Origin of the sequence: Streptococcus sp. 2_1_36FAA (assembly GCF_000161955.2) — a bacterium.
Taxonomy (GTDB): domain Bacteria; phylum Bacillota; class Bacilli; order Lactobacillales; family Streptococcaceae; genus Streptococcus; species Streptococcus gordonii.
In genome coordinates this window covers 313,844-328,154 of record NZ_KI391976.1, presented here as the reverse complement: position 1 = coordinate 328,154, position 14,311 = coordinate 313,844, and the positions used below count along the sequence as shown (strand labels likewise).

At 41.0% G+C, this 14,311-nt stretch carries 12 protein-coding genes and 2 pseudogenes; 9 read left to right on the top strand and 5 right to left on the bottom strand.

The genetic code is table 11. The features are described from left to right. Nucleotides 1–49: 49 nt before the first annotated feature. The 9 genes and pseudogenes from spxB (at nucleotide 50) to HMPREF0847_RS09345 (ending at nucleotide 9,965) form a co-directional block, all read left to right on the top strand. Nucleotides 50–1,825 (top strand): pyruvate oxidase, encoded by a 1,776-nt coding sequence (spxB, locus tag HMPREF0847_RS09385; RefSeq protein ID WP_008808311.1) that lies wholly within the window; start codon nucleotides 50–52, stop codon nucleotides 1,823–1,825. A gap of 154 nt (nucleotides 1,826–1,979) precedes the next feature. Then, complete coding sequence (locus HMPREF0847_RS09380) at nucleotides 1,980–2,327, top strand: VOC family protein (protein ID WP_008808312.1); 348 nt, start codon at nucleotides 1,980–1,982, stop codon at nucleotides 2,325–2,327. 541 nt (nucleotides 2,328–2,868) lie between these two features. Then, nucleotides 2,869–4,443 carry an ATP-binding cassette domain-containing protein gene (locus HMPREF0847_RS09375; RefSeq protein WP_008808313.1) on the top strand — a complete coding sequence of 525 codons (1,575 nt, stop codon included), beginning with the start codon at nucleotides 2,869–2,871 and terminating at the stop codon, nucleotides 4,441–4,443. Between the two features lie 250 nt (nucleotides 4,444–4,693). Then, nucleotides 4,694–4,954 carry a SemiSWEET family transporter gene (locus HMPREF0847_RS09370; protein ID WP_001291473.1) on the top strand — a complete coding sequence of 87 codons (261 nt, stop codon included), beginning with the start codon at nucleotides 4,694–4,696 and terminating at the stop codon, nucleotides 4,952–4,954. 209 nt (nucleotides 4,955–5,163) lie between these two features. Then, entirely contained in the window at nucleotides 5,164–6,603 is a 1,440-nt protein-coding gene (locus HMPREF0847_RS09365) for a 6-phospho-beta-glucosidase (protein ID WP_008808314.1), read from the top strand. A gap of 382 nt (nucleotides 6,604–6,985) precedes the next feature. Next, nucleotides 6,986–7,666, top strand: a complete 681-nt coding sequence (locus HMPREF0847_RS09360; protein WP_008808315.1) for a response regulator transcription factor — start codon at nucleotides 6,986–6,988, stop codon at nucleotides 7,664–7,666. 1 nt (nucleotide 7,667) lies between these two features. Next, entirely contained in the window at nucleotides 7,668–8,543 is an 876-nt protein-coding gene (locus HMPREF0847_RS09355) for a sensor histidine kinase (RefSeq protein WP_008808316.1), read from the top strand. Between the two features lie 448 nt (nucleotides 8,544–8,991). Continuing rightward, nucleotides 8,992–9,225, top strand: a pseudogene (locus HMPREF0847_RS09350) (hypothetical protein); the annotation flags it as partial. 121 nt (nucleotides 9,226–9,346) lie between these two features. Further along, nucleotides 9,347–9,965, top strand: a pseudogene (locus tag HMPREF0847_RS09345) (helix-turn-helix domain-containing protein). An 88-nt stretch (nucleotides 9,966–10,053) separates the two neighbouring features. Here the strand turns inward: HMPREF0847_RS09345 and HMPREF0847_RS09340 are convergent. The 5 genes from HMPREF0847_RS09340 to HMPREF0847_RS09320 all read right to left on the bottom strand — a co-directional run bounded on the left by HMPREF0847_RS09340 (nucleotide 10,054) and on the right by HMPREF0847_RS09320 (nucleotide 14,298). Next, a complete protein-coding gene (locus HMPREF0847_RS09340) occupies nucleotides 10,054–10,776 on the bottom strand; it encodes a lantibiotic ABC transporter permease (RefSeq protein ID WP_008808319.1) in 723 nt (240 codons plus the stop codon). Continuing rightward, nucleotides 10,769–11,701: an ABC transporter ATP-binding protein gene (locus HMPREF0847_RS09335; protein WP_008808320.1), complete on the bottom strand. Its 933-nt coding sequence runs from the start codon at nucleotides 11,699–11,701 to the stop codon at nucleotides 10,769–10,771. The genes HMPREF0847_RS09340 and HMPREF0847_RS09335 overlap by 8 nt, the downstream gene beginning before the upstream one ends. Before the next feature lie 145 nt (nucleotides 11,702–11,846). Continuing rightward, entirely contained in the window at nucleotides 11,847–12,542 is a 696-nt protein-coding gene (locus HMPREF0847_RS09330) for a lantibiotic ABC transporter permease (RefSeq protein ID WP_008808321.1), read from the bottom strand. 12 nt (nucleotides 12,543–12,554) lie between these two features. Beyond that, nucleotides 12,555–13,463, bottom strand: coding sequence for an ABC transporter ATP-binding protein (locus HMPREF0847_RS09325; protein ID WP_008808322.1), 909 nt, complete (start codon nucleotides 13,461–13,463; stop codon nucleotides 12,555–12,557). Between the two features lie 142 nt (nucleotides 13,464–13,605). Then, nucleotides 13,606–14,298: an ABC transporter permease gene (locus tag HMPREF0847_RS09320; protein WP_008808323.1), complete on the bottom strand. Its 693-nt coding sequence runs from the start codon at nucleotides 14,296–14,298 to the stop codon at nucleotides 13,606–13,608. Nucleotides 14,299–14,311 lie beyond the last annotated feature (13 nt).

Sequence of the window (14,311 nt, the reverse complement as noted above, 5' to 3'; positions counted from 1 at the left end):
AATGTTTTCAATAACTGAAAATTTAATTTATTGAAGGAGAGTTATTCTTATGACTCAAGGGAAAATTACTGCATCTGCAGCAATGCTCAACGTATTGAAAACATGGGGCGTAGATACCATCTACGGTATCCCATCAGGAACACTCAGCTCACTCATGGATGCTTTGGCTGAAGACAAAGATATCCGCTTCTTGCAAGTTCGCCACGAAGAAACAGGTGCTCTTGCTGCGGTCATGCAAGCTAAATTCGGCGGCTCAATCGGGGTTGCAGTTGGTTCAGGTGGTCCAGGTGCGACTCACTTGATTAATGGTGTTTATGATGCAGCTATGGATAACACTCCATTCCTTGCTATCCTTGGATCACGTCCAGTTAACGAACTCAACATGGATGCCTTCCAAGAATTGAACCAAAACCCAATGTACAACGGTATCGCTGTTTACAACAAACGTGTCGCTTACGCTGAGCAATTGCCAAAAGTAATCGACGAAGCTTGCCGTGCTGCAGTTTCTAAAAAAGGTCCAGCTGTTGTTGAAATTCCAGTAAACTTTGGTTTCCAAGAAATCGACGAAAACTCATACTACGGTTCAGGTTCATACGAACGCTCATTCATCGCTCCTGCCTTGAACGAAGTTGAAATCGACAAAGCAGTTGAAATCTTGAACAATGCTGAACGTCCAGTTATCTATGCTGGTTACGGTGGTGTCAAAGCTGGTGAAGTGATTACTGAATTGTCACGTAAAATCAAAGCACCAATCATCACAACTGGTAAAAACTTTGAAGCTTTTGAATGGAACTACGAAGGTTTGACAGGTTCTGCTTACCGTGTTGGTTGGAAACCAGCCAACGAAGTGGTCTTTGAAGCAGACACAGTTCTTTTCCTTGGTTCAAACTTCCCATTTGCTGAAGTTTACGAAGCCTTCAAGAACACTGAAAAATTCATTCAAGTCGATATCGATCCATACAAACTTGGTAAACGTCATGCCCTTGACGCTTCAATCCTTGGTGATGCAGGTCAAGCAGCGAAAGCAATCCTTGACAAAGTAAACCCAGTAGAATCTACTCCATGGTGGCGTGCAAACGTTAAGAACAACCAAAACTGGCGTGATTACATGAACAAACTCGAAGGTAAAACTGAGGGTGAATTGCAATTGTACCAAGTTTACAATGCAATCAACAAACATGCTGATCAAGACGCTATCTACTCAATCGACGTAGGTGACACTACTCAAACATCTACTCGTCACCTTCACATGACACCTAAGAACATGTGGCGTACATCTCCACTCTTTGCGACAATGGGTATTGCCCTTCCTGGTGGTATCGCTGCTAAGAAAGACAATCCAGATCGCCAAGTATGGAACATCATGGGTGACGGTGCATTCAACATGTGCTACCCAGACGTGATCACAAACGTTCAATACGACCTTCCAGTTATCAACCTTGTCTTCTCAAATGGTAAATATGCCTTCATCAAGGACAAATACGAAGACACAAACAAACACTTGTTTGGTTGTGACTTCCCTAACGCGGACTACGCGAAAATCGCTGAAGCGCAAGGTGCTGTAGGATTTACAGTTGATCGTATCGAAGACATCGACGCAGTTGTTGCAGAAGCTGTTAAATTGAACAAAGAAGGTAAAACTGTTGTGATCGATGCTCGCATCTCTCAACATCGTCCACTTCCAGTAGAAGTACTTGAATTGGATCCAAAACTTCACTCAGAAGAAGCAATCAAAGCCTTCAAGGACAAATACGAAGCAGAAGAACTCGTACCATTCCGTCTCTTCTTGGAAGAAGAAGGATTGCAATCACGCGCAATTAAATAATTCCTCTCGTCGAAAATCAAATGTAAACTGTGTTATCTTCACCTTGCCGTACTTCAGTACTGCCTGCGGTTCGATGCCTTGTTTATTCTTTGATTTTCATAGAGCGGAACTTGAAAAGATCGAAGCAATCCGGTCTTTTTATGGAGGAGAGTAAATGAATTTAAATCAATTAGATATCATCGTGTCAAATGTTCCTCAAGTCTGTGCTGACTTGGAGCGTATTTTGGATAAAAAGGCAGACTATGTTGACGACAGTTTTGCTCAGTTCACGGTTGGCAGTCACTGTCTCATGTTGTCCCAAAATCATTTGGTTCCTTTGGAAAATTTTCAGTCAGGGATCATTCTCCACATCGAGGTTGAGGATGTAGACCAGAACTACAAACGGTTGAAAGAGTTTGGTGCCGAGATTTTACACGGTCCAGCTATAACTGATTGGGGAACAGAATCCCTGCTAGTTAAAGGCCCTGCTGGTCTAGTGATTGATTTTTATCGTATGAAATAGGACGCGTAGTCATTTGAAGTTAACCTTAGAGCAAGGAATAGAGAGATTGTGTCTCTACGAACAGAAATGTGATAGTACGGCATGTATAGTGGTAGATAAGGGAATTTGAAATTAGTTTGTACTCGATTAAAAATTATTAAAATGTAGAAGTTTTCTAATATTCTGATTTTTCTTGAGTTATTATTTTAATAGTTGTATAATGTATTTAAAATAAAGCAAAGATAAAGAGGTGGTAATATGAAAGTTATCACGATATGTCTTAAGGTATGATACTGAAGATGGTAGTGTATATTTTAATACCAAAAATAATCATTCATTTTTGATTACGAATGAATTGAAGAAGAATATACAAGAAAATAAAACAACGGAAAGTGAATATATTGCCTATTTGGAAGAGAATAAATATTTACTTGAAGAAAATGAGGTAAACAAATATTTAAAATAGATAGAAGATAGGAATAATGAGATTGTAATATTTGTTAAATTTATATAATAAAAATGGAGAGGAGTGCTAGCCTCTCTCTTTTTCTAGGAGGGCATTGTGAATAAAATATTTCACTATCTGGACAAGAAAACGAAGTTTTATACTATCATTGGTGCACTGGCAAATGGAGGTTTGGCTCTTGCTCAACCCTTAGTCGTATCACGAGCCTTGTCCTTAAATCAAGGAGAACTGACTTATTCTAAAATCATACAGTTTGCTGTTTTTGGCTTTACAGTATACTTTGTCCTGTATAGCTTAATGCTCTTTTGTAATCATACACATAATGTTTTTCGTCGTGAAATTCAAATGAATATGAGGGCAGATTTATTTGACAAGCTGATGACAAATAAAGATTTTAGCGAAGATGAAAAAATCACCATGCTCACACAAGATATGGAGTATTTGGGGGATAATTACTTAGAAAAATACGTCAATATCATTTGCTGGAGCTTTGTTGCATTACTAACAGCGATTTATATTATTTCGCAAAGTTTGTTGCTAGGTAGCATTTTTGTCTTTTTCACTATTCTACGTCCTATTCCTCAGTTCTTGATGAATAAAAGACTCAAACATACTGGTGATGATATGGCGCAAGGCAGAGTAGAAGTTCATAATCAAGTATCTGATAGTATCCGAGGATCACATACTCTACTCATGAACCAAGCAATTTCTGAAAATCAGAACAGATTTTGGAAGATTAATCTAAAATATCAACGAGCAATTCAAAAGTTTTGCTTTACCCATAATATTATTTTCTTTTGCAACGGATTCATGGTCTTTTTGAGCCAAGTTTTACCACTTGTTTTAGGTTTTTACTTTGCTATGGCTGGGCAGAAAGTGTCAGTGGCAAGTCTTGTTGCCATGTACATCGCAGCAGGTCAGTTAGTGAGCCCCATTCAGACTATTATGTATGATGCTGTAGATATACAAGGGGCAAAAACGACAGCAGATAAGATTTTTGGAATATTAGAAATTGGAGATGTAAAACAGATAGATAAAAAAGATGCGCAAGAATTGCATGCCCTGCACATTAAAAATTTAAGTAAATCCTATGGTGACAGACAGCTTTTTACTCATCTAAACTTGGATGTTCAAGCAGGTCAGAAAGTTTTAATCAAAGGACCGAGTGGTTGTGGTAAGTCAACCTTGTTCCGACTCATTACTGGAGAAGAAATAGCAGATGAGGGAGAAATTATCGGCGTGACAACTGTTAATGAGTCTACATCAAGTTTTGTATCCAGTATAGGAATTATTAACCAACACCCATTTCTCTTTAACGATACAGTGCGTTACAATTTGACCTTAGGACAAGAATTTTCTGAGGAAGAGCTGCTTGCTGTTTTGAAACAAGTCAAACTAGATTATGAATTGACAGGTGGGCTGGATTTTATTATCAAGAATAACGGGGAGAATATTTCTGGGGGACAAAGGGTGCGGATTGAATTGGCACGCTTTCTTCTTCGTAGAAAAAATCTGTTATTGGCTGATGAAGTAACAGCAACCCTAGATAAAGAAAACGCCCTCATGGTACATGAACTACTATTTTCTCTTCCTGTTATGATGTTAGAAATTGCCCATCATATTGATGATGAAAGTAGATATCAACAAGTTGTAGATTTAGGAAAATATTAATTCTGGCCCAAAAGTCAGTTTTATCATAAAATGAAGTAAATATTTCAGCAATAAAAGACCCAGTATCAAGATTTTTCAGCACATAAAAATATTCGTTTTTCTGCTTATAAATACTTTTCCCAACTTCACTCTTATTTCTTATCACAAGATTGTGATAGTTTACATCTTCATAACAAAAGCTTCAAAGTCTTGATTGTTTTGAAAAAAGATTATAAAATATGATTCAGCAAAAATGAAAGAGGGTTTGAAAATGTCTGAAAAACAAATGAAAATTTTAGGTTGGGTAGCGACCTTCATGTCTGTTATGATGTATGTGTCTTACTTCCCACAAATCATGAACAATCTAGCTGGTCAAAAAGGAAACTTCATCCAACCCTTGGTCGCAGCCATTAACTGCAGTCTCTGGGTCTACTATGGACTTTTCAAAAAGGAAAGAGATATTCCACTTGCAGCAGCCAATGCACCCGGGATTGTTTTTGGTCTAGTAACTGCTATCACAGCTTTGATTTAAAAGGAACGGAGGAGACTGATTTTCAGTCTTCTTTTTTTGTTTCAGAGGAGACTATTGCTTTTTTTGAGAGGATAATTTTTTTAAAAAGGATCTGATTAACTTAAATAGTAGAATAGTATCAGTATGTCATAGTATTTTATAAGAAAAGGTTTACAGAATGAGCTATAATATAAGTAAATAAACAAGCAAATAAGAAAGCGAGTAGAAATATGACTGAAAAACTGACTTTTCCTGATGGTTTTTTGTGGGGTGGAGCGACAGCTGCCAACCAGTGTGAGGGCGCTTATGATGCGGATGGCCGTGGGCTGGCCAATGTAGATGTGGTGCCGATTGGTGAGGACCGTCTGGCCATCATCACGGGTAAGAAAAAGATGTTTGACTTTGAGGAAGGCTATTTCTACCCAGCCAAGGAAGCTATTGACATGTACCATCGCTTTAAGGAGGACATTGCCCTCTTTGGCGAGATGGGCTTTAAGACCTATCGTCTTTCCATTGCTTGGAGCCGGATTTTCCCTAAGGGGGATGAGCTGGAGCCTAATGAAGCGGGCCTGAAATTTTACGAAGACCTCTTCAAGGAATGCCATAAGTACGGCATTGAGCCCTTGGTGACCATTACTCACTTTGACTGTCCCATGCACTTGATTGAGCAATATGGTGGTTGGCGGAGTCGTAAGATGCTGGAATTTTACGAGCGTCTCTGCCACACTCTCTTTACCCGTTACAAGGGCTTGGTCAAGTACTGGCTAACCTTCAATGAAATTAACATGATTCTCCATGCACCCTTTATGGGGGCGGGGCTCTGCTTTGAAGAAGGTGAAAATGAGGAGCAGGTCAAGTATCAAGCGGCCCATCATGAGCTGGTCGCGTCAGCTATTACCACCAAGCTGGCTCATGAGATTGACCCAGAAAACAAGGTCGGCTGTATGCTGGCAGCGGGTCAAAATTATCCTAACACCTGCCATCCACGCGATGTATGGGCTGGTATGGAGGAAGACAGGAAAAACTATTTCTTCATTGATGTGCAGGCGCGTGGCGAATATCCTAATTACGCCAAGAAAGCTTGGGAGCGTGAGGGCATCACTGTCGAAATGACAGAAGAAGACCTGCAGCTGCTCAAGGAGCATACGGTGGACTTCATTTCCTTCTCATACTACTCTAGCCGGGTGGCTTCGGGCGATCCTAAGGTCAACGAGCTGACTGAGGGCAATATCTTTGCTTCTCTCAAGAATCCTTATTTGGAAGCTTCTGAGTGGGGCTGGCAGATTGATCCACTGGGCTTGCGCATTACGCTAAATACCATCTGGGATCGTTATCAAAAGCCTATGTTTATCGTGGAAAATGGTCTGGGTGCAGTGGATACTCCAGATGAAAATGGCTATGTGGCTGATGATTACCGGATTGACTATCTGGCAGCCCATGTCAAGGCCATGCGAGAAGCCATCAATGAAGATGGGGTAGTTCTGTGGGGCTACACGACCTGGGGATGTATCGACCTGGTATCAGCCGGAACTGGCGAGATGAAGAAGCGCTATGGCTTTATCTACGTGGACCGGGACAATGAAGGAAGGGGAACACTCAAACGTTCCAAGAAGAAATCCTTTGACTGGTACAAGGAAGTCATCGCGACTAACGGAGCATCTGTGAAATAGGGAAAAGGCTGAGATATGAGTGTCTCAGCCTTGTTTATGTTTTGTCCCTATTCCGATCTTAGACTGAATCGGATGAGAACTGGGAGAATCCAAGCATTATGACCCTAAAAATAAATAGTGTAAATAAATTTTCTTTTATAAATCCTCAATAGCGAATCTTATACTTCTAAAGATAACTCTACAAAATACTCTAATCATTCTTTGCTTCCTTTCTACATGCGATCCAGAAATATTGCTTTCTTTCATTGTAAGGAACAGGTTTCAAATATTCTTCAAGAAATTCTAAAATATTTCTAAAGATTTGTCCGAAGACGGCATTTCATTGACTTACGGCTTTTTCCTTGCTACACTAATAGTAAAAATGGAGCGAAGGAGAAGGACTGTGGCTAGAATTCTGGTGATTGAAGACAATAATGATATTCATGCGATTCTGACAAGTCTGTTTGAGAAAGAACATGAAGTTTACTCAGCCTATTCGGGAACAGAAGGGTTGTCTGTTTTTGAGCGGGAAAAACCTGATCTGGTCTTGCTGGATATCATGTTGCCTGGTAAGAATGGTGACCAAGTATTGAAGGAAATTCGCAGGACTAACAGCCAAGTACCTATTCTGATGCTGACGGCTTTGGGAGAGAAGTCGCTGGTCAGCGAGTATCTTTTAAATGGAGCTAATGACTATATTGTCAAACCCTTTAATCTGGATGAGGTTTTTGCCCGTGTGACAGTCCAATTGCGTAGTCAGCATGCTTCGTCAGCCGAGGAAGAAAGCCTTTGTTTTAAGAATATTCAATTGTTGCCAGCAACTTTCCAGGCTGTTTGTGGAGAGCGAGAAGTTCGTTTGAGTAAGAAAGAATTTCAAATTTTTCAACTCTTGCTCCGCTATCCTAAAAAAATATTTACTAAAGAAGCTTTGTTTGAATCTGTATGGGAAGAAGCCTATCTTCCTGGGGACAATACCCTCAATACTCATCTTAGCAACCTACGTAAAAAGCTGGCTCAGCTGGATCCATCCGAAGAGTATGTTGAAACAGTTTGGGGCTTAGGTGTAAGGCTCAAGGAGGACTGAAATGGGAGTTCTTGCATTTTTATTGGTCATTATCTGTCTGCTTCTAGTCCTCGTTTTGGTTCGTTATCATATGGCAGTTAAGGATGTAGCCCAGCAAATCCGGCAAAAGCGTCAACAGGCTAGTTCTAGTAGGCTAGCTCCATCGGTCCATCTAGCAAGTATTTTAGAGCTAACTGAAGAGGTTGAGGAGATCTTTCAGGAGCTGGATAAGACGACCTTTGTGGTACAGCAAGAAAAGAAGACTCTGGACATGGCTATCAGTAATATTGCTCACGATATCCGCACTCCTCTGACCATTGCTAGTGGCTACACCCAGCAACTATTAAAAGAAAACAGCCAAGAAAGTCAGCAACTGGCCAAGATTGCGGATAGTCTAGGAATGGTGTCCAAACGGCTAGAGGCCTTAATGGAGTATCGCAGACTGATGGAGGGAGCTATTCGCCCAACCTTTGTTAAGACGGATCTTTCTCAGCTGGTGACTCAGCAACTTTTTGCTTATTACGATGCCTTTCAAAAAGCTCAGATTGACTTGGATCTTGATTTGACTGAAGGTTTGACCTTGACAACGGATCCTGATATTTTGGAGCGCATTGTCCAAAATATGATAAGCAATGTCCTTAAACATGGTCAAAAGGCTGCCAGTATTTCTCTGAAAAAAGACGGCGAACACTGTATCTTTACCGTCAAAAATATCGTTCAACAACCAATCTTGCACCTGGATAAATTAACCAACCGTTTCTATTCAGAAAATCTCTCCAGCAGTGAGGAGTCCTCTGGTCTGGGGCTTTATATCACTCAGCAGTTAGTCGAAATCCTAGGCGGGGACTTGACCGTGAAAGCCGAGGACGATTGGTTTGAACTGGTTGTGACCTTGTAAAAAGACTTGAAAAAGCAAAATAGGGAAGGCTCAGCTCTATCAGCTAGCCTTAAAATCCGCTCATAAACCTCAGCTAATTTTCGAATTGGCTGAGGTTTATTTTTAGATTAAATCGAAGAAAGGTATGATAAAAATGTCTTTTTGTTTTGTGATTTGAAAAGCAAGTCAACTTAGAGAGGCCATTTTACCGGTCAAAGTGAAAAATCAGCCACATGGTCTAAACCCTTGATATAACTGACTTGCAACTGACAGTTGACAATGATTCCAAGTTCAATCACTCAAAAAGCAACTAGATTTTTTCTTTATTCCAAGTCCAGTCGCTAGAAAGGCAACTGGCTTTTTTGTTAATCTGAAAGCAGAAGCCAAGTTTTTGATTTCGGAATGAACGAATCGCTGTCATTGAGGATTTTGATTAAAAACTTGAGTTTAATTTAAAGGAGGAAAAAGCATGAAGAAAATTCCTTTATTCATTATGCTAATCTTATTTTTGTTTTTAACAGCTTTATCAGCTACTGCTGATGAGACTCGACTTCCCTTTGGGACATCCTATAGCCAAATCGGACAGAAAATCCAAGACTATGTTAAGGAACATGAAAAGACATCGGCTGGCATGGCGACAGCAGTCTTCGACAAGGACGGTACCATTTACCAAGATTATTTTGGCTATATGAACAAAGAAAAAGAATAAACCTAGCATTGTATGATGAGGTGACAGGCAGAATTTGCAGTCTCTTCGCCTTGTGCTATAATAAGTGTCAATGAAAGAAAGTATAAAAAATAAGAAAGGGTAGGTAAAACAATCCATGAAACTATCAGATAGAATTCAGTACCTGCGGAAAGCGCGGGGCATTTCTCAGGAGGGGCTAGCCGATCAACTCGGTGTGTCCAGACAGGCCGTTTCCAAGTGGGAGAGCGAGCAGAGTATGCCTGATTTGGATAAGATTATTTCCATGAGTGACTATTTTGAGGTGACTACAGACTATCTGCTCAAGGGAATTGAGCCAGTAGTCCAGAAAGAGGAAGAGCAGTCAATTGAGCACAGGAGAATAGCCAGCAATATCTGCTATCAACTCTCTCTTGCCTTGGCCGGTCTGGGTATCATCCTCTCCATTATCTTAGCTGATTTTCTCAAGATTAGTGTCTTGCTAACGCCGGTGCTGATCGTCCAGGGAGTAGGGCTACTGGTGTGGGGAACAGGCCACAATCTATCCGAGGTAAGACCTTCTTTTCAGGTTAAGCTAGCCTTGATTTTATTCTTGCTTTTTGTTCCTCTCGGATTTCTATCTAATGTTCTTTTTCCTATGGGCAAGATCTTTCCATATCCGACTAGTCTAGCAGCTAGCCTTGCCTTTGTCACTTTCTACCTTATCCTAGGAGTCTGCATCAGTCTGTTCTTGAAAAAGCAAAGATTGGAAGCAGTGAAAGAAAGCCGATAAAGAGGGCTAGACCTGAAGGAGTGAAATCTGCTCAAAAAAACTCAGCTAATTTAGTGATTAGCTGAGTTTTTATTTTACAAATCTCTCTTCTTCAGTGTAGCCAGTCCTGCTATTGTAAAGACCGTGATTAGACTGAGAGCAAAGATAGCTGTTTTGGTGATGACACCTGGTATTGAAGCGTCTTCGTAGAAGAACTCCATCTTGATAGCCTTGAACCATTCATTATTGGCATCGAACATTTGACTAGGGAGACCGAGTAAGATGTAGGTCATGATATAGGTGATAAAGACGACACTATAGTTTCGAGTCAAGTAGAGGACAAAGCTGGTAATGCAGTACCAAGCATAGGTACAGATGACCTGCATGACAAAGAGTATTGCGAATTGTCCCCAGAAATTAGCTGGCAGGGTTCCCATATTACCGCCGGTTCGGACAAATTCAATGACAATACCAAAAGTGTAGAGCAGTATGAACTGTAGAGGAAGTAAGCTAGCGATAACCAGTGCTTTAGAGAAGTAATACTGGGTTCGAGTCTTGCCTGTAGTCAGGTTATTGTGATAAAGTTTGTCATTGAGATCAACACCTAGAAGCAAGCTAGTCATGACATTGCAGGCAATAAAGAGCATGCCGATGTTGTAGGTGACGGCATATATGGCAAAAAAGATACCGTTGTCGGAACTGACGGCTTGGGAAGTGAAAATGGCAAGGAGAATTCCAAAGATGCAGAAAGCCTGGACTCCCCAGAATCCTACGGAGCGGAAGATACGGTAGTAGTCCGCCTTGATACTATTAAACATGAGTGTTTCCTCCTTGTTGGTTGATTAAGTCTGTAAAGTATTTTTCTAAGTCTTTGTGGGCGTAGTAGATTTCCCCGATTGGGATGTCGGCTAGGACTAATTCCTTGGCAATCTTGCGAATTTCTTGTACTTGGCCAGAAATATGCAGCTCATCTTCCTTCTTGGTCGTCTTGATTTGGTAGCCGAGCTTGTCTTGCACTAAATGAGCAGCTTGCTTGATATTATCCGTTTTGAGGATGATATAGTCGCCGCTTTCTCGGTCAAATTCTTCTTTAGATAGCTCTTTGATGAAACGTCCTTGATTGATAAAGCCAAAACGAGTTGCGACTAGATAGAGCTCGGACAGGATATGGCTGGAAATGATGATAGTGATGCCTAGTTCTTGATTGAGGCGCTTGACCATTTCTCTAAATTCCTGAATCCCAACTGGATCTAAACCATTGATGGGCTCGTCCAGGATGAGCAAGTCGGGACGCCCCAAAATGGCAATGGCAATGCCCAACCGCTGTCTCATCCCCAGAGAGAAATTGCGGAATTTTTTCTTTCCAGTATCGGTCAGGCCGACATATTGTAGGGTTTCTTTGATGACTTTGTCAGCATTTGGAATACCCCGGTCGGTACAGTAGTAGCGCAGATTTTCATAGGCCGACATGTGGGCATGAGCTACAGGGGTCTCGATGACAGATCCAGTATGGCTGAGGGCTTTGGTCCATTCTTGTTGGCTCTGAGAGCCCAGGACAGACACTGTTCCTCCGCTAGGATAGATGACTTGAGTGATGATTTTGATTAGCGTGGTCTTACCAGCACCGTTTTTACCAATGAGACCGTAGATCTCTCCTTTCTTGATGGAAAGACTGACATCTTTCAGAGCATATTGATCACCGTATTTTTTAGTGAGCCCTTTCACTTCTAAAACATTTTGCATGCTGTTTCTCCTTTAATTCCTTTGTTTATAGTTTTAGTATACAAACTAATTATCAAATATTTCTCAAGTCTTTTTAAAGTATTTCTAAAGAAATACGAAATGAAAAAATTAAAAGGAACCAGTTAAGAACCAGCTCCTTTTTTTACTATAAATCTTTTTTGTGGAAAGTATAGAGACTTGCTACGGTGAAGACGGTTCCAAAGACCAAGGCGATGAGAATAATTCTCAAGGTTACGCCACTGCTTTGAAGCGTATCAAAGTCAAAGCTCATGGTGAAATGCTGCAGCCATAAAGATTTGGGGTATAATTGCGCAAGAGCTCCAGTTAAAGATGCGCAGAAAAGGTAACCTCCCAGAGCAGCAATCATAGATTTACTCAGATAAAGAATAAAGGAAATAATGGCTGTCCAAGCCATGACAGTCAGGCACTGCACAAAGAATAGAAGAATAAACTGAAGCAGGAAGATAGTGGATAAATCGCCAATACCGTTTAGAATGGTCGTTAGGATAAAGCTGATGCTATAAAAGAGAGCCAACTGCAGGAAGGTTAGGCAGACCATGACTAGGGCTTTAGAGACGAAGAAACTGGTACGAGAAACGCCACTGGTTAATGTATTCTTGTAAAGCTGCTTGTTCAGATCTGTCCCGATGACGATCATAGAGAGGATAATGATGATAAAAGTATTATTACCGATTGCGCTGGAGCCAGCTTGTATCAGCTGGACGGCATTTAATTTGCTAAAGACTACGCTCAAGGTCGTCAGTAGAAAGATGAATTCGGTAATCCAAACAGCCTTGGAACGAAAGAAACGGTAAAAATCTGCTTGAAAAGTATGTAACATGTTTTTTTCTCCTTACTGGACTAAATCTGTAAAGTATTTTTCTAAATCTTTGTGAGCTGCATAGATAGCATTGACATGAATGTTGGATAGGACCAACTCCCTGTTGATGTCATTTAGTTCCTGTTCTTGGGCGACAATGTGTAGTTCGTCAGGCTTATCAGCTTCCTTGAGCTGATAGTGGAGCTTGTCTTGGATGAGATTGGCAGCCTGTTCTCTATCGCTGGTCTTGAGGACGATATAATCTTCGCTGGCTCGGTCAAAGTCGTCTTTGGTGAATTCTGCGACGAGTCGTCCTTGGTCAATCACGCCAAACTTGGTGGCTACCAGATAGAGCTCGGATAAGATGTGGCTGGAAATGATAAAAGTGATTCCCAATTCTTGGTTGAGTCGCTGAATCATCAGTCGAAATGCCTTGATGCCAAGCGGATCTAGGCCGTTGATGGGCTCATCTAAAATCATGAGTTCAGGCTTGTTTATAAGGGCAATAGCGATTCCCAAGCGCTGCTTCATTCCTAGCGAAAAGTTGCGGAATTTCTTTTTCCCTGTATTGCTTAATCCGACATAGGCCAAGGTTTCCTTGATGAGCTGGTCAGGCTGGGCAATCTGGTGGACCTTACAGTAGTAGTTGAGGTTTTGATAAGCAGTCATCTGATTGTAAGCGACTGGTGTTTCGATGACAGTTCCTATCTTACGCAGGGCTTCGTTCCATTCCTTAGAGTTCTGCGAACCAAAGACAGACACGGTTCCGCTGTTGGCATGAATGAGCCGGCTAATGGTCTTGAGAAGAGTGGTTTTGCCAGCTCCGTTCTTGCCTATCAGTCCATAGATGTCACCTCTCTGGATCGAAAGACTGACATGATCAAGCGCATATTGTTGGCCATATTGTTTGGTAACTTGCTTTACTTCTAAAACAGTTTGCATAGCATATTCTCGCTTTCTTAGGTTTAACTATAGTATACAAACCAAATTTCAAATATTTCTCAAGTCTTTTTAAAGTATTTCTAAAGAAATATGAAATACAAAGAAAAACAAAAAGAGCTAGTCAGGGACTAACTCTGTAAATTTATAAGTCTCGATGTTGGAAGGCCTGATAGCCACCCCAAAGGGATCCGGCAAGGATCAAGAATGTGAAGAAATCAGAATTTAGTTGAGGGAAAAGAGCGTGGAGGCTAGCCTGAAGCATTATCAGGACGAAAAAAATTAGATAGCTGGCTAGAGTAGAGTAGGTTAGGTAGAGTAGGCAGGCAAAGGCAGAACTACAGGCCATGATAAAGACAAAGGAACGAAAGAAGGATAGTGAAAAATTCTCAAAGAAATCCTTTGGCATGATCCCAGGCCCATGAAAGATACTTCCCAAGATAAAAGCTGTGACAAATACGGTAGCCAATTGAATAAGACTAGTAGTTGTAAGGGTAGCAGTTTTAAATAGATAAAATTCTTTTCGCGAAAGGCCACTAGCCAATGTATTCTTGTAGAGTTTTTTGGTCAGGTCTCGCCCCAATAAAGAAGTAGTGAGGACAAGAACTGCAATCATGACAAAAGGGAGGAAATCGTGAGCGACTTGATTGAGAGCTTGAAATCCTGTCCATCCTTGACGGACTATTTCATCTTGTCCAGAAGGTGTAGAGACATATAAGCTAAAGCTAGCTTCTCCAAAAGAGCTAACGAAGATGAGGAGGAAGAGCAGACCCTCTATTATCCAAAAAAGTTTGGAACGAGTGAGCTGGAAGAGTTCCGCCTGAATGGTGTGTAACATGGAATTTCCTCCT